Here is an 18,272-nt window from a genome sequence, read left to right as displayed (position 1 = left end):
TTATTGCCAGATGTTCCATGGCGTCTGCATCCAGATCGCCACGACCAGCAGCCACACACCCGTCAGCGGGATGAATACTTTCCAGCCCAGACGCATGATCTGGTCATAGCGATACCGTGGGAAGGTTGCGCGGAACCAGATGAACATGGAGACCACGATAAAGGTCTTCAGACCCAACCACAGCCAGCCTGGAATCCAGGTGAAGGGAGCGAACTCGACGATGGGAGTCCAACCGCCCAGGAACATGATCGATGCCAGCGCAGACAACAAAATCATGTTGGCGTACTCGCCCAGGAAGAACAGGGCAAAACCCATGCCTGAGTATTCCACCATAGGGCCGGCCACGATTTCCGATTCGCCTTCCACCACGTCAAAGGGGTGGCGATTGGTCTCTGCCACGGCGGAAATGACGTAGATGACGAACAGCGGCAACAGCGGCAGCCAGTTCCAGGACAGGAAGTTCAGCCCTTTGTCGGCAAAGTAACCCTGGGTCTGGCCCATGACGATGCCAGACAGATTCAGGGTACCCGAGACCAGCAGCACGGTGATCAGCACAAAGCCGATAGCCAATTCGTAAGACAGCACCTGTGCGGCGGCACGCAAGCCACCCAACAGAGCGTACTTGGAGTTGGAGGCCCAACCGGCCACGATCACGCCATACACACCCAGAGAGGTAATGCCCAGAATGTACAGCAAGCCGGCATTGATATTGGCCAGGACCATATCCGGGCCAAAGGGAATGACGGCCCAGGCGGCCAGCGCCGGCATCAGCGTAACGACCGGTGCCAGGATGTACAAAGTCTTGTTGGACTTGGCGGGAACGATCAGCTCTTTGGTCAGCAGCTTGAAAACGTCGGCAAAGGGCTGCAACAAGCCCCGATAACCTACGCGGGTCGGCCCCAGCCGCACGTGCATGAAGCCGATCATCTTGCGCTCCCAGTACGTCAGGTAGGCAACGCACAGGATGATGGGCAGCGCGATAGCGACGATTTTGAGCAGGGTCCAGACCACGAACCAGGCGGTATCGCCCAGCAGTTCGGTCCCAAAGTTATTGATGACAGAGAGAAAATCCATGTTATGCACGCTCCACTGTCAATTGACCGAATGCGCTGCCCAGTGCGGCGGTTTCAGGAAAAGCCGTGGCCACGCGAACCGACGACGGTGCCACGGTATCGTCCAGCTGTGCTGGCAAGGTAGCCTCGCCTTGCGAGGAACGGACGCGAACCAGATCACCGTCGGCCAGACCCAAATGGGCCAGCGTGGCGGCGGACATGCGCGCGCGAGGAGCCTCGGAGGCCGGCGTGGCCTGCAGGGGAGCGGAACGGCGTACCAAGGCATCGCTGCGGTAAATAGGCACATCGGCCACCCGCTCCAGACCGGACACCACAGGCTGTGCCGAAGGGGCCAGCTTGATCTGGTTGGACAGGCGCGATTCCACGCCGCCGGCCATGACCGAGTCACGTACCGATTCGGAGGTTTCGTCGTCAAAGCCGTCGAGCTGGAACAGATTGCCCAGCACACGCAAGACCTTCCAGGCGGGACGCGTATCGCCCACAGGCGCTGCTGCACCCTTGAAGCTTTGCACGCGGCCTTCGGCGTTCACGAATGTGCCGGAGGTTTCCGTGAATGGCGACACAGGCAACATGACGTCGGCCCAGCTCTCGGCCGCCGAGCGGTAAGAGGTCAAGGCGACCGAGAAGGTCGCGGACTTCAGGGTTTCGACGGCCCGTTCGCCCAGATCGCTGTCCAGGGAGGGCTCGACATTCAGAACCAGATAGGCACGCAGGGACTGCGCCAGCATCTGTTCGGCCGTCAAGCCGCCCTTGCCGGGCACGGCATTGGCCAGATAACCGCCTACGGTATTGCCGCCGGCAGTCAAGAAGCCCAGCGTGCCACCGCTGGCCTGCGCAATCGCGCTAGCATTGGCGGCAATGACACTGGCCTGATCGGAATTGACAGCCATATTGCCCAGCAATACGGCCACGCGCTCGCCCGAAGCCAGGCTATCGGCGATCTGCTGTGCTTGTGCCGAAACCTGCACACCTTCCAGGCCCGCTGGGACGGCAGCGTCCTTAGCCTTGGCCAGCGCCACCAGCACTTCGGCCAAGGCCTTGGGCAATTGGCTAGGCGCAACGGTCAGGCGACCCGCAATGGCGTTGAACAATGGATTGTCGGCCGCCGAATCGATGAACGAGACTTGCGCACCGCGCTTGACAGCCTGACGCAGGCGCTGGGCCATCAGTGGGTGATCCTTGCGCAGGAACGAACCGACAACCAGAACACGATCCAGATTGTTCAATTCGGCCAGCGGCATACCCAGCCATGGCACACCGGCCAGGGCAGCATCCAGGCGCGCATCGGTCTGACGCAGGCGGAAGTCGATGTTTTCAGTGCCCAGAGCACGGCCCAGGCGGGCCAGCAAGGCCAGTTCTTCCGTGGTCGACGTGGCCGAGCCGATGCAGCCCAACTGATCGGCACCGAATTTCTCGCGTACGGCATTCATGCCGGCCACGATGGTCTGCATGGCATCGTTCCAGGACGCTTCACGCCACTGGCCGTCATCGCCACGCACCATAGGATGGGTCAGGCGGTCTTCGGTATACAGACCTTCGTAGGAAAAACGGTCGCGGTCGCTGATCCAGCATTCGTTGACCTCTTCGTTCTCGAAGGGCACCACGCGCAGCACTTTGTCCATCTTGGCCTGAATGACCAGATTGGCACCGACGCTGTCGTGCGGGCTGACGCTGCGGCGACGGGCCAGTTCCCAGGTACGGGCATTGAAGCGAAACGGCTTGGAGAGCAGCGCACCCACGGGACAGACGTCGATCATATTGCCCGACAGTTCGGACTCCACGGCCTTGCCCACAAAGGTGGTGATCTCGGCGTGTTCGCCGCGATTGAGCATGCCCACTTCCTGCACGCCGGCGATCTCTTCGCCGGTACGCACGCAACGCGTGCAATGAATGCAACGCTGCATGGCTTCGGTGGAAATCAGCGGCCCCATGGACTTGGCGGCGACCACGCGCTTTTCTTCTTTGTAGCGCGATTCGGAACCGCCGTAGCCCACTGCCAGATCCTGCAGCTGACACTCGCCGCCCTGGTCGCACACGGGGCAATCCAGGGGGTGGTTGATCAACAGAAACTCCATGACGCTTTTCTGGGCGGCAATGGCTTTTTCCGAGCGGGTACGCACAACCATGCCGTTGGTCACGGGCGTGGCGCAGGCCGGCAAAGGCTTGGGCGCTTTTTCCACGTCCACCAGACACATGCGGCAGTTGGCGGCAATACTCAGTTTTTTGTGATAACAGAAGTGCGGCACATAGACCCCGGCATCATGGGCAGCCTGAATGACCATGCTGCCTTCCGGGGCGTCAACTTTAATGCCATCGATGGTGAGTTCTACCATTACGTTGTCCTGGCCTACAGATATTGAGGCACCACACAGCCTTTGTGCTCGATGTGGTGTGCGAACTCGTCGCGGAAATGCTTAACGAAACTGCGCACCGGCATAGCGGCGGCATCACCCAGAGCGCAAATCGTGCGGCCCATGATGTTGTGTGCGATCTCATCGAGCATGTCCAGATCTTCCTGGCGGCCCTGGCCGTTCTCGATACGATGCACCATGCGCCACAGCCAGCCCGTGCCTTCACGGCACGGTGTGCACTGCCCGCAGCTTTCGTGATAGTAGAAATACGACAGGCGCAGCAGCGACTTGACCATGCAGCGTGTCTCGTCCATGACGATGACCGCGCCCGAGCCCAACATAGAACCGGCTTTGGCGATGGAGTCGTAATCCAGGTTGGTAGCCATCATGATGTCGGCCGGCAACACCGGAGAGCTGGAACCACCGGGGATGACTGCTTTTAGCTTGCGGCCATGACGCATGCCGCCCGCCAACTCCAGCAGGGTGGCAAACGGGGTGCCCAAAGGAACTTCGTAGTTGCCGGGACGCTCGACGTCGCCGGTGATGGAGAAAATCTTGGTGCCACCGGCATTGGGAATACCGACTTCCAGGTACTGCTGGCCGCTGTTACGGATAATCCAGGGTACGGCCGCGAAGGTTTCGGTATTGTTGATGGTGGTCGGCTTGCCGTACAGACCAAAGCTGGCAGGAAACGGTGGCTTGAAGCGTGGCTGGCCTTTTTTGCCTTCCAGCGACTCGAGCAGCGCGGTTTCTTCGCCGCAGATGTAAGCACCATAGCCATGAAAGGCATGCAACTGGAAGTTAAAGCCCGATCCCAGGATGTTGTCACCCAGGAATCCGGCGGCACGGGCCTGCTCCAGCGCTTCTTCGAAGCGTTGATAGATTTCAAAGACTTCGCCGTGGATATAGTTGTATCCCACGCTGATGCCCATGGCATAGGCGGCAATCGCCATGCCTTCGATGACGATGTGCGGATTGAAGCGCAGAATATCGCGATCTTTGAACGTCCCTGGCTCGCCTTCGTCCGAATTGCAGACCAGGTACTTCTGGCCAGGGATGGCGCGCGGCATGAAGCTCCACTTCAGGCCGGTGGGAAAGCCCGCGCCGCCACGGCCACGCAAGGCCGAGGTCTTGACTTCGGCAATAACGTCCTCGGGCTTCATGCCGCTGGTCAAGACCTTGCGCAATGCTTCGTAGCCGCCGCGCTTGACGTAGTCTTCCAGACCCCAATTGTCGCCATTCAGGCCTGCCAGAATCTGGGGCTCGATGTGGCGATCATGAAAAATCATGCTGCGCGACAGGTCGGCCCCGGGATTGGGCTCCAGCCCCTGGGCGAGCTTGCGCAGAATGTCCGGTGCACTCATGCCGACTCTCCGTGTTTCTTCAATTCTTCGAGCATGGCGTCAATGCGTTCGGCTTCCATGCGCACACACATATGCTGATTATTCAGCAGCATGACGGGCGAATCGCCGCACGAACCCATGCATTCCCCCATGATCAGGGAGAACTGGCCATCCGCGGTGGTCTCGCCGTAATCGATGCCCAGTTTTTCTTTAAGGTATTCGCCTGCCTTGACGCCATCGCGCAGCGCACAGGGCAAGTTGGTGCAGACCGAGATGGTCACGCGGCCCACAGGTTTGGTGTGGAACATATTGTAGAAGGTAGCAACCTCCTGCACCGCAATGGCTTCCACGCCGATATAGGCCGCCACATCGGCGATGATCTCGGGCGAAACCCAGCCCTGCTCCTGCTGGGCAATGGCCAGAGATGCCATGATGGCGGAACGGCGCTGGTCGGCTGGAAACTTGCTCAGTTCCCGATCTATCTGTTGGTAGGCTTTTTCGGAAAGCAACATAATTCGGTTCCGTTTTTCCAGGCGCGACCTAGCGGTCGATCTCGCCAAACACAATATCCTGCGTCCCGATGATGGTGACGGCGTCGGCGATCATGTGACCGCGGCTCATTTCGTCCAGAGCCTGCAAGTGAACAAAGCCAGGAGCGCGGATCTTGAGCCGGTACGGTTTATTGCCGCCGTCGGACACCAGGTAAATACCGAACTCGCCCTTAGGATGCTCCACGCCCGCATAGGCTTCGCTGGTCGGCACGTGCATGCCTTCGGAGAACAGCTTGAAGTGGTGGATCAGGTCTTCCATGCCGGTTTTCATGCGTTCGCGCGATGGCGGGGCGACCTTATGGTTGTCGGTAATGACAGGACCGGGGTTATTGCGCAACCACTGCACACACTGGCGAATGATGCGATTGCTTTCGCGCATTTCGGCGATACGCACCAGATAACGATCGTAGGAGTCGCCGTTACAGCCAACGGGGATATCGAAATCCATACGGTCATAGACTTCGTAAGGCTGCACCCGGCGCAGATCCCATTCCACTCCGGAACCGCGCAGCATGGGGCCAGTAAAGCCCAATGCCTTGGCACGTTCGGGGTCCACGACACCCACGCCCACCAGACGTTGCTTCCAGATGCGGTTATCGGTCAGCAAGGTTTCGTATTCGTCCACACAAGCCGGAAAGCGGTTGGTGAAGTCCTCGATGAAATCCAGCAAAGAACCCGACCGGGCTTCGTTCATGGACTTCAGCTCTTTTTCGGAGCGGTACTTGTTGCCCTTGTACAAGGACATGGTGTCGGGCAGATCGCGATACACGCCGCCAGGCCGGTAATAGGCCGCATGCAGACGCGCACCCGAAACAGCCTCGTAGCAGTCCATCAGGTCTTCACGTTCGCGGAACGCATACAAAAACACCGCCATAGCGCCCACGTCCAGGGCATGCGAACCCACTGACATCAGGTGATTGAGGATGCGGGTGATCTCGTCGAACATCACGCGGATGTACTGGGCGCGCAGCGGCACCTGCACGCCCACCATCTTTTCGATGGCCATACAGTAGGCGTGCTCGTTCACCATCATGGACACGTAATCCAGACGGTCCATATAGGGCAAGGCCTGCAGATAGGTGCGGTGCTCAGCCAGTTTTTCCGTAGCGCGGTGCAACAGGCCAATGTGTGGGTCGGCACGCTGGATGACTTCGCCGTCCAGCTCCAGAACCAGTCGCAACACGCCGTGCGCGGCCGGGTGCTGAGGGCCAAAGTTCAGGGTGTAGTTTTGAATTTCTGCCATGATGATTAACGCCCTACTCCGTAGTCGTCCTCGCGCACCACGCGCGGTGTGATTTCACGCGGCTCGATAGTGACGGGCTGATAAATGACGCGCTTTTGCTCGGTGTCGTAGCGCATTTCGACATAGCCGGAGATCGGGAAGTCTTTGCGGAAAGGATGGCCGATGAAGCCGTAGTCGGTCAGGATACGACGCAGGTCGGGGTGATTCTCGAAGATGATCCCATACAGATCGAACGCCTCGCGCTCGAACCAGTTGACCGATGGCCAGACCTCGAACAAGGTCGGTATGGCCGGAAAATCGTCGTTGGGCACAAAGCAGCGCACGCGCAGGCGCCAGTTATGAGTCAGCGAGGTCAGGTGCAGCACCACGGCAAAACGATGAGGGAACTGTCCCGCCACAGGTTGGTGAGTCGGCGCTTTCCAGGCCGAATAATCGATGCCGCACAAGTCTATACAGGTTTCAAAACGCAAATCTGCGTGATCGCGCAGCAGCGTGCAGGTATCCACCCAGGCATCCGCCGGCACTTCCAGGGTCAATTCGCCCAGCGCCTCGGTCAGCGCGGCCTGTTCGCCCAGGACGGCGAACAGATTGGTCTTCAGTGTTTCTAGCCGTGTCATAGTCATTCTTAACCTGTTCTAGCCGTTCAACGCGCAATGGTGTTGGTCAGGCGGATCTTGTTCTGCATTTGCAGCAGGCCATAGACCAGAGCCTCGGCCGTGGGCGGACAGCCCGGAACATAGACGTCGACCGGCACGATGCGATCGCAGCCGCGCACGACGGAATAGGAGTAGTGGTAATAGCCGCCACCGTTCGCACAGGACCCCATGGACACCACCCAGCGCGGCTCGGCCATCTGGTCGTACACCTTACGCAAGGCGGGTGCCATTTTGTTGCACAAGGTGCCGGCCACGATCATCAGATCGGACTGACGGGGACTGGGTCGGAAAATAATGCCGAACTGGTCCAGGTCGTAACGCGCCGCGCCTGCGTGCATCATCTCCACCGCACAACAGGCCAGGCCGAATGTCATGGGCCACATAGACCCTGTCTTTGCCCAGTTCAGAAACTTGTCTGCGCTGGTCGTCACAAAACCTTCTTTAAGAATGCCGTCGATAGCCATAGTAGTTGCCTTTTGCCGGATTCGACCCGGGTACGCCGCGCCGATCCAATTGCTGACCAAACTTGCTGTCGCAAAGGTGCATCCCGGTGCGCCTTGATACCAGCAAGAGACGCCAAGACCCGCTGCGCGGACCTAAGCCTGGGGGATTATTCCCAGTCCAGCGCGCCTTTTTTCCATTCGTAGATAAAGCCGACCGTCAGCACGCCCAAAAAGGCCATGACAGTCCAGAAACCCACCATGCCTACCGTGCCATTGGCCATGGCCCAGGGAAACAGGAAAGCGATTTCCAGGTCGAACATGATGAACAGGATCGCAATCAGGTAGTAACGGATATCCACCTTCATGCGAGAGTCGCCAAAAGCCTCGAAACCGCACTCGTACGGCGAGAGCTTTTCGGGATCGGGGCGATTCGGGCCCAACAGCCGGCCTGCGGTCAGCAAAGCCAGACCTATGCCAGTGGCGACGATGATAAACAGCAAAACGGGAAAGTACTCTTGCAGGTTCATGCAAAGCATCCAATCGCAGTAAATAAACTCTTGGATTGTAGCATTTTGAGAGCAGAGTTTTGAGGGATAACCCCAAACCATTACATCTTGAGGGTGATGTTGCGGATGAGCCGCAAAATAGCCGCCTAAATATAGGAAAGCCCTGTTTTTTATTGATTATATTCATTAATCAAGGTTGCTATCCGCCCCAAAAAACACAGTCACGCCGCCTTTCGTCAGCGTCCAGTCAGCCAGGCACACACACACTCAAGCCCCTAAGCGGCCCTCAATTTGTAACAAACCAAACCAATACCCCCACCACACAAGAAACAAAAAACAGAGCAACCAAGGAACACTCAAAGACAACAAAGCCCAAGCACCCAAAGAACATTTAACAAGTGCGACAGCATCCCAAATTGCCCGATACGGATACAAAAAAGCCACCCATAAGGGTGGCTTTTTTTACAAGCTTGACTGCTTTGCAGTTCCACAGGCCCGAAGGCCTGCCATTGAGCGCGTAGACAAGCTACGCGACACAATTAGAACTGGTGACGCAGACCAACGCCCAGCAGAGTGGACTTGCCGTCAGGCAAGAAGTGCACGTTCTTGGCGTAGGAGCCGATAGCGTACACGTTGGTGCGCTTGCTCAGTGGGTGGGTGTAACCCAGGCTGTACACGTGCTGCTTCTTCAGTTCGAAAGCAGCGTTGTCCATGCCGTCTGGAGCCGAACGTGGATCAGCCATGGTCCAGGAAGCCATCAGGTTGCCAGCGCCAACAGGAGCGGACAGACCGACCAGGTAGGAGTTAACCTTCAGGCCTTTCAGGCTGCCACCGGTGTCCAGACCAACGCCGCTGAATTCTTGCACAGCGAACAGGCCGTCACGGGTCTGACCGAAAGCCAGGTGAGCCTTGACCACTTCGAAGTCGTAGCTACCGCCCAGGTTCCAGGCTTTGACAGTGTCGCCGCCGGTAACAGGAGCGCCGATAGCGGCACGGTTTTCACGAGTCTTGTACTGATCGTACGTCAGAGCAACACCGATGGGGCCGTTAGCGTAACGCAGACCGGTAGTGATACCGCGCTGGTTGCGCTCCAGACCGTCTTCAGGGTTCTGGCTGTTGGTGATCTTGTACTGTTGATCGCCGTTGGTGTTGAAGGAGTAACCAACGCCGAACTGGAAGCCCGAGAAGTTGGGGGTCTGGTACATGACCATGTTATCGTAACGAACGGTGTTGGCCGAAGTGAAGGCCGCGCCGATGTTAGCTTGGTCGAAACCACCGCCGAAAGGATCGGCTACGCCAGGCAGGTACTTGGAAGCGATGTTGGTTTGACGACCGAAGTCCAGTTGACCCCAGCTGTCGCCAGCCAGACCCAGAGTGGCCTGACGACCGAACAGACGGCCACCTTGGGCGGACTTACCGGTACCCAGGTTGAAGCCGCTTTCCAGTTGGAACACAGCGCGCAGGCCGTCACCCAGATCTTCGGAACCCTTCAGGCCCCAACGGTTGCCGGACTGGATGCCGTTGATCAGGCCGGTTTTCTTCTGGCTGGTGGACTCCAGACCATCACGGTTAGCACCGTAGGAGTTAACGCCCTTGAACTTTTGGTAACCAATACCACCATCCAGAATACCGTACAGGGTAACAGACGTTTCTGCGTGTGCGACGCCAGCGAAGCCGGCCATCAGAGCAGCAGCGAGCAGAGTCTTTTTCATGTAAGAAATCTCCGTAGATTTGAGTAAATCAGAGCAGCCCAACTACAACAGTGCTGCTGCTCTTTCTAACTCCGCGATGGGAAGTTAACGCTATTGCATCAAAATTCCCGACGCTTGACTACGAAACCATTCAGAAACGTGAAGCTTTGTGCGCACCCTGTTGGCTATACACAACAAACCGGCACCCCAGAAAGCCGCGAAGCAGGGTTTACCCCGCCCTGCGCCGCGCTTCCAAATCATCAGCAAACTTATCACGAGGCCGCAAGCTAAGAACCTGCTTTAAGTCTGTCTCTCAAGCCTTTCACCAGCCTCTTTTTTATTTTTTGCCCCTGCCCCGATACATTAAAAAACGGCAGGCAAAAAAAAACCCAACCACATGCTGGTCAGGTTTTATTGATTGGCCAAAAATGGCCTGCTTGTTTTTGGTGCCGACGACGAGACTCGAACTCGTACAGCTTTCGCCACTACCCCCTCAAGATAGCGTGTCTACCAATTCCACCACGTCGGCTTCAAACTAAGACAGCGATATTAGCACGATAAAGAATTAGCTGTCAGCCTTGCCTTTGTGTTTTTACCCCGAAACGCTGATTTCGTATGCCTGCCGCGACACCAGGCATAAAAAAAGCCCGCTTTTCAGCGGGCTTACTTCTATATGAAGCGAAGCGATCAAGGCTTAGCAGCAGGAGCACCAGAGGCGGCATCGCTCTGCGCAGCCGGAGCTGCCGGCACAGCCGCAGGAACACTTTCCGGTACCGCGGCGGAAGGAGCCGCAACCGGTGCCGCAGGCACAGCGCCAGGCACGGGCGCGGGCACGGCCGCGGCACCGGATGGCACCGCACCAGGAACGGCAGACTCGTAGCCTTGCATGACACCCGACTCAACTTGCTTGGCCGGCTGATGCGCCATCCAGGCCAGACCACCGGTAGACACAAAAAACACGATCGCGGCCCACTTGGTCATGCGCGAGAGGAAGTTAGCCGCACCTGCAGCACCGAATACGCTGCCGGCCGAACCACCACCAAATGCGGACCCCATATCTGCGCCTTTACCTTGCTGCAACAGTACAAGACCAATAATCAGCAGCGAAGAAATGACCTGCACGGCCATCAGAACGGAAGACATCCAATGTTGCATTCAAAGACTCCGAGGCCTCAAGCGGCCACTATACGTAAGAATTCCTGCGCATCCAAAGATGCACCACCCACCAGGGCACCATCAATATCCGGCATGGCAAACAGCTCGGCGGCATTATCCGCCTTGACGCTACCACCATACAAAATACGCACAACATCCGAACCCATGAAGGCACGGATCTGCGCATGCATATCCTGAGCCTGTTGCGGAGTGGCGGTCAGCCCCGTGCCTATGGCCCAAACCGGCTCGTATGCCAATACCACCCGCTCAACAATCTGCGCACCCAAAGCCTTGATCGGGTCCAGCTGATCGTGCACCACGCAGACAGCCTGTCCAGCCTGGCGATCCGCCAATTGTTCGCCCACGCACACAATAGGCGTCAAGCCCGCACCCAGGGCCGCCAATACTTTGGCCGCGACCTGCGCGCTGCTTTCCTGATGGTACTGCCGGCGCTCCGAGTGACCGACGATGACCCAACGGCAGCCCACGTCAGCCAACATAGCACCAGAAACCTCGCCGGTGTAAGCCCCCTTGGCATGCACACTGACATCCTGCGCCCCAAGCGCAAAACCTGTACCTTCCATAGCCTGCTGCAATTGGGGCAGATAAACAAACGGCGCGCACAAAAGCACATCGCATTCCGACAAGAGCTGCGTTTGGGGGAGCACGACATCCAGCAACTGACGATTGCTCTGCAGCGAACCGTTCATTTTCCAATTGCCCGCGACCATACGCTTTCGCAAAGAATGTACGCCCATTGCTCCCTTGATGTCTGTCAGTAATTGCACCAGCGTCGCATCACGCGCACGCAGCTAACCTAGTATTGTAGCGCGTGCTTAATAATTCCGCTTGATATTGGCGTATCCAAGCGTGGAAAAACCAACGGGCAACCCACCCCCTCTTGCATCGATCAAGGAAGCAGAATGATTTTGCCCACCTGTTCGCCCGCTTCCATCATGGCATGAGCACGGTCCGCCTGCTCCAGCGGAAACGTAGCATGGATAAGCGGCCGAATCTTGCCGGCCTCCAGCAAAGGCCACACCTGTTCGCGCAAGGCCCGCGCCAACGCCGCCTTGAAAGCCACCGGACGCGGCCGTAATGTGGAACCAGTGATCGTTAAGCGACGACGCAAAATTTCACCGCAATTAATGGTGGCTTTGGCACCGCCCAACAAAGCAATGATGACAATGCGGCCATCGTCGGCCAAGCAGGCGAGGTCACGGTTGATATAGTCGCCGGCCACCATATCCAAAATGACATCCACACCGCGCCCGCCAGTCTTAGCCTTGATGACGTCTTCGTAGACCTGGGTCTTGTAGTTGATGCCTATGCCGCCTAATCGATTGATAGCCTGAACCCGGTCATCGCTACCAGCCGTCGCATACACCGTATTTCCCATCGCCACTGCAAGCTGAATCGCACTGGTGCCTATGCCGCTGGCTCCACCATGCACCAGCAAGGTTTCACCCTGCGCCAGCCCCCCGCGATCGAACACATTGCTCCAAACCGTAAAAAAGGTTTCGGGCAAACCGGCCGCTTCGATAAGACTGAAACCGCTTGGAATGGACAGACACTGCTGCACCGGAACGACGCAATACTCAGCATATCCCCCGCCCGTCACCAGCGCGCAGACCAAATCACCGATCTTGAACGCACTGCCTTGCACATCACCAGACACAATCTCCCCGGCCAACTCCAAACCCGGCAGATCGGAAGCCCCCGCCGGCGGCGGATAGACCCCGGCACGCTGCAAGACATCAGGCCTGTTCACCCCTGCCGCCAAGACTTTAACCAGCACTTCCCCTGGCCCAGCCTGCGGAACAGGACGATCCACCACCCGCAACACCTCAGGGCCACCAAACTCAGAAATCTCTACGGCGCGCATGCTTGCTCCCTATCTGCGCCCTGCCACCACGGCAGCGCATCCTGCCCGATAACAAGGCCAATTCAAACTCGACTTTCGCAATCTACCACACGGGCATCTTGCCTACAGTGCGCAATCGCCAATCGAAGGGCAATAATCCGATGACGCCACCACACTTTTACGTTACACTTTACGGCTATCCTGGTCCTTGCGACCAGAAGAGCTGCGTCCCAGTAGACGCAACACAGGAAGCGTGCCAGAGCGGTTGAATGGACCGGTCTTGAAAACCGGCGATGGGGTAACCCATCCGTGAGTTCGAATCTCACCGCTTCCGCCACACCCGCTGCATCCATGGCGGAATTGGTAGACGCAAGGGACTTAAAATCCCTCGATCCTTGATCGTGCCGGTTCGATTCCGGCTGGATGCACCATTACCGTAAGCGGCCTACAAATCCGCTACGGCATCGAGACCCAAGCGGCTCTCCCTCATAAGCCGGAACAGACATTGACCCGGCCAGATCGATAGCATCCCAAGCACCAGAAGGTGTTGCACTAATATATATAGAAGCCCGCTTTTTAGCGGGCTTTTTGGTATGCTGCGCAGAGCACATGGGTGCACAAAAAACCCGCCAAAAGGCGGGTTTTCCTTTAAGCAGACCGCCGGAGCGATCAGGAAGCGGCAGGGGCAGCAGGGCCGCCCTGGGCCTCGATACCACCGATAGCCTTGATGGACAGGCGCAGACGGCCTTTCTCGTCGGCTTCGATAACCTTGACCTTGACGACCTGACCCACCTTCAACACATCGTTGATATTGGCGATACGGTAGTTGGCGATCTCGGAGATGTGCAGCAAGCCGTCACGACCAGGCAGAACCTGAACGATGGCTCCGAAATCCAGCAGGCGCATCACAGGACCTTCGTATTCCTGACCCACTTCGACCTCGGCGGTCAGCTCTTTGATGCGGCGCTCGGCTTCACGGGCCTTGTCCAGATCGGCACTGGCGATAGTGATGGTGCCGTCGTCGGAGATATCGATCTGCGTGCCGGTTTCTTCGGTCAGCGCACGAATCGTAGCACCGCCCTTGCCGATGACGTCACGGATCTTCTCGGGATTGATTTTGACGGTCAACATGCGAGGAGCAAATTCGGACATTTCGGTACGGGAACCGTCGATGGCTTCCTTCATCTTGGACAGGATGTGCATGCGGCCTTCGTGCGCCTGGGCCAGAGCCACCTGCATGATTTCCTTGGTAATGCCCTGAATCTTGATGTCCATCTGCAAGGCGGTAATGCCTTTTTCAGTGCCGGCCACCTTGAAGTCCATATCGCCCAGGTGATCTTCGTCGCCCAGGATATCGGTCAGCACGGCGAACTTGCCGCCTTCCTTGATCAGGCCCATGGCCACACCTGCCACGTGATCTTGCACTGGCACGCCAGCGTCCATCATGGACAGCGAACCGCCACACACCGATGCCATGGAAGAAGAGCCATTGGACTCGGTGATCTCGGACACGATGCGGATGGTGTACTGGAAATCCTCGGACACAGGCAGCAGCGGGGTCAACGCACGCTTGGCCAGACGACCATGACCGATTTCGCGGCGCTTAGGCGCACCGAAACGGCCTGCTTCGCCGGTGGCAAAGGGAGGCATGTTGTAGTGCAGCATGAACCGATCGCGGTAATCACCCATGATGGAGTCAATGATCTGCTCGTCCTGCTTGGTACCCAAGGTGGTCACGACCAAAGCCTGGGTTTCGCCGCGCGTGAACAAGGCACTGCCGTGAGCACGGGGCAGAACGCCCAAGCGGATGCTGATGGGGCGCACAGTGCGGGTATCGCGGCCATCGATACGAGGCTCGCCGCTGAGAATACGGTTGCGCACAATGCTGCTTTCCAGATCGAACAGCATATTTTCAACCGCCACGGAATCCGGCGCGGCTTCGCCCTTGGCCTCGGCATGCGCTGCCAGCGCTTCTTTGACGTTGGCGTAAACAGCACGAACCTGCTCGGTACGGGCCTGCTTTTCGCGGATCTGGTAGGCCTGACTCAAGCCTTCCTGGGCAGCGGCGGCAACGGCGGTCTGCAGAGCTTCATTGACCGGGGCCGGCTGCCAATCCCACTCGGGCTTGCCCGCTTCTTCGACCAACTCGTGGATGGCATTGATAGCGGCCTGCATCTGTTCGTGGGCATAGACCACGCCGCCCAGCATCACATCTTCGGGCAGTTGCTTGGCTTCAGACTCCACCATCAGCACGGCCTCTTCGGTACCGGCCACAACCAGATCCAAGTCAGACGACTGCAACTGAGTAGCCGAAGGATTCAGCACGTACTGGCCATCCACGTAACCCACGCGGGCAGCGCCCACTGGACCGTTGAACGGAATGCCCGAAATAGCCAGGGCAGCCGAAGCGCCCAGCATGGCGGCAATGTCGGGATCGATCTCGGGGTTAACCGAAATCGTGTGGATGATGACCTGGACTTCGTTGTAGAAGCCTTCGGGAAACAGCGGGCGCAAAGGACGGTCGATCAGGCGGCAGATCAGGATCTCGCGCTCGGACTGTTTGCCTTCGCGCTTGAAGAAACCACCTGGAATCTTGCCGGCGGCGTAGGTTTTTTCGACGTAATCGACAGTCAGGGGAAAGAAATCCTGGCCTGGCTTGGCCTTGCTGGCACCCACCACGGTAGCCAACACAACAGTATCCTCAATGGAAACCAGCACGGCACCTGACGCCTGACGTGCGATTTCTCCGGTTTCCAGAACGACGGTATGTTCGCCGTACTGGAATGACTTGGTGACTTTATTGAACATTAGGAGAATCCTTACAATAAAAAAACCGTGCACACTGCGAAACCAGTTCGCAGTGTGCACGGTTGTCTAGCGGGGAACCAGCCCCGGTATCACTTACGCAGACCGAGTTTTTCGATCAGTGCGCGGTAAGCATCTGGATTGCGACCCTTCAGGTAGTCCAGCAATTTGCGGCGACGGCTGACCATGCGCAGCAGACCACGACGGGAGTGGTGATCTTTGTTGTGGGCCTTGAAGTGACCGGTCAGTTCGTTGATGCGAGCGGTCAACAGGGCCACTTGCACTTCTGGGGAACCGGTGTCGCCTTGCTTGCGCTGAAACTCGGAGACGATATCGACTTTTTTGATATCTGCAACTGCCATTTTATTTAGCCTCTAGGACATGCGTTAGGACCGAGGTGCCCTAACGTGTTTAACAATGAAAATGCATCCCGCCCAAGAAAAGCCGGATGCAGGCACGTATTATAACCACAAAGCGCAGCGCCGTTCAGGCTTTGAGCAGAAAAGCGTTGGATGCGATTGTGTTCAGTTGTTTTCGCGCCGGCGACGGCTTAGATCGCGGGCCCGGCGCCAGCGCCAGGCCATGACGGCCCACCCCGAAACGCCATACACGCAAAACAGAGCAAACAGGACAACAGGCGGGTCGGTGGACACAAACACAAACGCCAGCACGAACAACAGCATGCCCCAAAATGGCACGCTGCGAGACACCGCGAAAGACTTTCCGCTGTAGAACGGCGCATTGGATACCATGGCCAAGCCCGCATAAACCGTCAGACCAAACGCCACCCAAGGGATGGCATGTGCTTGTAGCGACAATTTATTGTCCACAGCCAGCCAGATAAAGCCTGCGACCAGCGCGGCAGCCGCCGGACTGGGCAGGCCCTGAAAAAAACGCTTGTCGACCACGGCAATATTGGTATTGAAACGGGCCAGGCGCAATGCGGCCCCTACCACATAAATAAAAGCAGCCAGCCACCCCCAACGTCCCAAGCCCTGCATAGCCCAGACATACATGACCAGAGCCGGTGCGGCCCCGAAGGAAATCATATCCGCCATGGAGTCGTATTGCTCGCCAAACGCCGATTGCGTATTGGTCAGACGCGCCACCCGGCCATCCATGCCATCAAACACCAGCGACAGAAAAATGGCAATGGCGGCGGCTTCGAAACGCCCGTTCATGGCTTGCACCACAGCATAAAACCCTGCAAAGAGATTGGCTGTGGTGAATGCGTTGGGCAGCAGATAGATGCTGCGCCGACGCCGGGTTTCATCGTTAAGAAAATTGGGCATAAGACTCGCTGTTGATTCTATAAAAAAGCATCCCCGCCGTAATCGGCCCTGGGAAAACCGCTACACCCGCAAGAATAACGCATCTTGCCCCCGCCCTGACAGCCCACCCCGCTCCACATTCTAGGCGCAGGACAAAAAATCATGGCAAGCACAAGATCAGGACGATGCTCTCTGGGAACGGTTCACAGAAAACAGGCCACATAAAAAAGCCTCCCGCAATGCGGGAGGCGTGAAGCAAAACATAGTCGGGCGACTCAAGGCCGCCATCGGCTTAGTTCTTGGACTTGTCGACCAGCTTATTGGCGGCGATCCAAGGCATCATGGCGCGCAACTTGCCACCGACCTGTTCGATCTGCGATTCGGCGTTGATGCGGCGACGCGAAGTCAGCGTAGGTGCGCCGGCTGCGTTTTCCAGGATGAAGTTCTTGGCGTAGACACCGGTCTGGATGTCTTCCAGGCACTGGCGCATGGCTTTGCGGGTTTCGTCCGTGATGATCTTGGGGCCGGTCTCGTATTCGCCGTATTCAGCGTTGTTGGAGATCGAGTAGTTCATGTTGGCGATACCGCCTTCGTAGATCAGGTCCACGATCAGCTTCAGTTCGTGCAAGCACTCGAAGTAGGCCATTTCCGGCGCGTAACCGGCTTCCACCAGCGTATCGAAACCTGCCTTGATCAGCTCGACGGCACCACCGCACAGCACGGCCTGCTCGCCGAACAGGTCAGTTTCGGTTTCTTCGCGGAAATTGGTTTCGATAATGCCGGCACGGCCGCCGCCGTTAGCCGATGCGTAGGACAGGGCCACATCGCGTGCAGCGCCGGTCTTGTCCTGGTACACGGCGATCAGGTGAGGAACGCCGCCACCCTGGCGGTAAGTGCCGCGCACGGTGTGGCCGGGAGCCTTGGGGGCCACCATGATGACGTCGATGTCATCGCGTGGCACGACTTGGCCATAGTGCACGTTAAAGCCGTGGGCAAATGCCAGAGCGGCACCGGGCTTGATGTTGTCGGCCACTTGAGTGCGGTAGACCTCGGCGATGTTTTCGTCGGGCAGCAGGATCATGACCACGTCGGCGGCCTTGACGGCCTCGGCCACTTCCTGAACCTTCAGGCCAGCATTTTCGGCCTTGCTCCAGGAAGCACCGCCCTTGCGCAGGCCAACCACCACATTAACGCCCGACTCATGCAGGTTCAGGGCGTGGGCATGGCCTTGCGAGCCGTAACCGATGATGGCAACGGTCTTGCCTTTGATCAGGGAGAGATCACAATCCTTGTCGTAGAAAACTTTCATTAGGTGCTCCA

The 18,272-nt window shown here is 57.8% G+C and carries 16 protein-coding genes and 3 tRNA genes; 2 read left to right on the top strand and 17 right to left on the bottom strand.

The features are described 5' to 3' along the window. From nuoH to AADW57_RS05760, 13 genes are all read right to left on the bottom strand, one after another. Positions 1-1,074: an NADH-quinone oxidoreductase subunit NuoH gene (nuoH, locus tag AADW57_RS05820; protein ID WP_341669105.1), complete on the bottom strand. Its 1,074-nt coding sequence runs from the start codon at positions 1,072-1,074 to the stop codon at positions 1-3. A 1-nt stretch (position 1,075) separates the two neighbouring features. Then, on the bottom strand, positions 1,076-3,406 hold the full coding sequence (nuoG, locus tag AADW57_RS05815) for an NADH-quinone oxidoreductase subunit NuoG (protein WP_341669104.1): 2,331 nt from the start codon (positions 3,404-3,406) through the stop codon (positions 1,076-1,078). Positions 3,407-3,420: 14 nt separating this feature from the next. Continuing rightward, positions 3,421-4,788: an NADH-quinone oxidoreductase subunit NuoF gene (gene nuoF, locus AADW57_RS05810; RefSeq protein ID WP_341669103.1), complete on the bottom strand. Its 1,368-nt coding sequence runs from the start codon at positions 4,786-4,788 to the stop codon at positions 3,421-3,423. Continuing rightward, complete coding sequence (gene nuoE / locus AADW57_RS05805) at positions 4,785-5,279, bottom strand: NADH-quinone oxidoreductase subunit NuoE (RefSeq protein ID WP_341669102.1); 495 nt, start codon at positions 5,277-5,279, stop codon at positions 4,785-4,787. Before nuoE ends, nuoF begins: the two co-directional genes overlap by 4 nt. Positions 5,280-5,307: 28 nt before the next feature. Continuing rightward, a complete protein-coding gene (locus AADW57_RS05800; protein WP_341669101.1) occupies positions 5,308-6,561 on the bottom strand; it encodes an NADH-quinone oxidoreductase subunit D in 1,254 nt (417 codons plus the stop codon). Positions 6,562-6,566: 5 nt separating this feature from the next. Next, on the bottom strand, positions 6,567-7,184 hold the full coding sequence (locus AADW57_RS05795) for an NADH-quinone oxidoreductase subunit C (protein ID WP_341669100.1): 618 nt from the start codon (positions 7,182-7,184) through the stop codon (positions 6,567-6,569). Between the two features lie 20 nt (positions 7,185-7,204). Next, on the bottom strand, positions 7,205-7,681 hold the full coding sequence (locus AADW57_RS05790) for a NuoB/complex I 20 kDa subunit family protein (RefSeq protein WP_003801059.1): 477 nt from the start codon (positions 7,679-7,681) through the stop codon (positions 7,205-7,207). A 146-nt stretch (positions 7,682-7,827) separates the two neighbouring features. Continuing rightward, a complete protein-coding gene (locus AADW57_RS05785) occupies positions 7,828-8,187 on the bottom strand; it encodes an NADH-quinone oxidoreductase subunit A (protein WP_341669099.1) in 360 nt (119 codons plus the stop codon). A gap of 518 nt (positions 8,188-8,705) precedes the next feature. Beyond that, a complete protein-coding gene (locus tag AADW57_RS05780; protein ID WP_341669098.1) occupies positions 8,706-9,878 on the bottom strand; it encodes a porin in 1,173 nt (390 codons plus the stop codon). A gap of 423 nt (positions 9,879-10,301) precedes the next feature. Next, positions 10,302-10,386, bottom strand: a tRNA-Leu gene (locus AADW57_RS05775). Positions 10,387-10,544: 158 nt separating this feature from the next. After that, positions 10,545-11,012 (bottom strand): preprotein translocase subunit SecG, encoded by a 468-nt coding sequence (gene secG / locus AADW57_RS05770; protein ID WP_341669097.1) that lies wholly within the window; start codon positions 11,010-11,012, stop codon positions 10,545-10,547. A 17-nt stretch (positions 11,013-11,029) separates the two neighbouring features. Then, on the bottom strand, positions 11,030-11,770 hold the full coding sequence (tpiA, locus tag AADW57_RS05765) for a triose-phosphate isomerase (RefSeq protein WP_341669663.1): 741 nt from the start codon (positions 11,768-11,770) through the stop codon (positions 11,030-11,032). A 152-nt stretch (positions 11,771-11,922) separates the two neighbouring features. Continuing rightward, the gene (locus AADW57_RS05760) at positions 11,923-12,897 is read right to left on the bottom strand and encodes an NAD(P)H-quinone oxidoreductase (protein WP_341669096.1); all 975 of its coding nucleotides are present in this window, start codon (positions 12,895-12,897) and stop codon (positions 11,923-11,925) included. A 226-nt stretch (positions 12,898-13,123) separates the two neighbouring features. Between AADW57_RS05760 and AADW57_RS05755 the strand changes: the two genes are divergently transcribed. Next, positions 13,124-13,213: transfer RNA gene (locus AADW57_RS05755), tRNA-Ser, on the top strand. A gap of 8 nt (positions 13,214-13,221) precedes the next feature. Beyond that, positions 13,222-13,307 (top strand) — tRNA-Leu (locus tag AADW57_RS05750). Positions 13,308-13,545: 238 nt separating this feature from the next. On the opposite strand, the gene pnp is transcribed toward AADW57_RS05750, so the two are convergent. From pnp to ilvC, 4 genes are all read right to left on the bottom strand, one after another. Continuing rightward, positions 13,546-15,684: a polyribonucleotide nucleotidyltransferase gene (gene pnp, locus AADW57_RS05745; protein ID WP_341669095.1), complete on the bottom strand. Its 2,139-nt coding sequence runs from the start codon at positions 15,682-15,684 to the stop codon at positions 13,546-13,548. Between the two features lie 89 nt (positions 15,685-15,773). Further along, positions 15,774-16,043 (bottom strand): 30S ribosomal protein S15, encoded by a 270-nt coding sequence (gene rpsO, locus AADW57_RS05740; RefSeq protein WP_003801068.1) that lies wholly within the window; start codon positions 16,041-16,043, stop codon positions 15,774-15,776. A 162-nt stretch (positions 16,044-16,205) separates the two neighbouring features. Beyond that, on the bottom strand, positions 16,206-16,973 hold the full coding sequence (gene pssA, locus AADW57_RS05735; protein WP_341669094.1) for a CDP-diacylglycerol--serine O-phosphatidyltransferase: 768 nt from the start codon (positions 16,971-16,973) through the stop codon (positions 16,206-16,208). 271 nt (positions 16,974-17,244) lie between these two features. Continuing rightward, positions 17,245-18,261, bottom strand: a complete 1,017-nt coding sequence (gene ilvC / locus AADW57_RS05730; protein WP_341669093.1) for a ketol-acid reductoisomerase — start codon at positions 18,259-18,261, stop codon at positions 17,245-17,247. Between the last annotated feature and the right edge of the window lie 11 nt (positions 18,262-18,272).

The sequence above is a fragment of the Alcaligenes sp. SDU_A2 genome (assembly GCF_038237375.1).
Taxonomy (GTDB): Bacteria; Pseudomonadota; Gammaproteobacteria; order Burkholderiales; family Burkholderiaceae_B; genus Alcaligenes.
The sequence above is the reverse complement of the archived record's forward strand: the minus strand, read 5'-3'. Positions and strand labels throughout refer to the sequence as shown.

Excerpts from the sequence above, each read along its gene's own strand:
- nuoH (WP_341669105.1), bottom strand. The coding sequence starts at position 1,074 with ATGGATTTTCTCTCTGTCATCAATAACTTTGGGACCGAACTGCTGGGC.
- nuoG (WP_341669104.1), bottom strand. The coding sequence starts at position 3,406 with ATGGTAGAACTCACCATCGATGGCATTAAAGTTGACGCCCCGGAAGGC.
- nuoF (WP_341669103.1), bottom strand. The coding sequence starts at position 4,788 with ATGAGTGCACCGGACATTCTGCGCAAGCTCGCCCAGGGGCTGGAGCCC.
- nuoE (WP_341669102.1), bottom strand. The coding sequence starts at position 5,279 with ATGTTGCTTTCCGAAAAAGCCTACCAACAGATAGATCGGGAACTGAGC.
- AADW57_RS05800 (WP_341669101.1), bottom strand. The coding sequence starts at position 6,561 with ATGGCAGAAATTCAAAACTACACCCTGAACTTTGGCCCTCAGCACCCG.
- AADW57_RS05795 (WP_341669100.1), bottom strand. The coding sequence starts at position 7,184 with ATGACTATGACACGGCTAGAAACACTGAAGACCAATCTGTTCGCCGTC.
- AADW57_RS05790 (WP_003801059.1), bottom strand. The coding sequence starts at position 7,681 with ATGGCTATCGACGGCATTCTTAAAGAAGGTTTTGTGACGACCAGCGCA.
- AADW57_RS05785 (WP_341669099.1), bottom strand. The coding sequence starts at position 8,187 with ATGAACCTGCAAGAGTACTTTCCCGTTTTGCTGTTTATCATCGTCGCC.
- AADW57_RS05780 (WP_341669098.1), bottom strand. The coding sequence starts at position 9,878 with ATGAAAAAGACTCTGCTCGCTGCTGCTCTGATGGCCGGCTTCGCTGGC.
- secG (WP_341669097.1), bottom strand. The coding sequence starts at position 11,012 with ATGCAACATTGGATGTCTTCCGTTCTGATGGCCGTGCAGGTCATTTCT.
- tpiA (WP_341669663.1), bottom strand. The coding sequence starts at position 11,770 with ATGGGCGTACATTCTTTGCGAAAGCGTATGGTCGCGGGCAATTGGAAA.
- AADW57_RS05760 (WP_341669096.1), bottom strand. The coding sequence starts at position 12,897 with ATGCGCGCCGTAGAGATTTCTGAGTTTGGTGGCCCTGAGGTGTTGCGG.
- pnp (WP_341669095.1), bottom strand. The coding sequence starts at position 15,684 with ATGTTCAATAAAGTCACCAAGTCATTCCAGTACGGCGAACATACCGTC.
- rpsO (WP_003801068.1), bottom strand. The coding sequence starts at position 16,043 with ATGGCAGTTGCAGATATCAAAAAAGTCGATATCGTCTCCGAGTTTCAG.
- pssA (WP_341669094.1), bottom strand. The coding sequence starts at position 16,973 with ATGCCCAATTTTCTTAACGATGAAACCCGGCGTCGGCGCAGCATCTAT.
- ilvC (WP_341669093.1), bottom strand. The coding sequence starts at position 18,261 with ATGAAAGTTTTCTACGACAAGGATTGTGATCTCTCCCTGATCAAAGGC.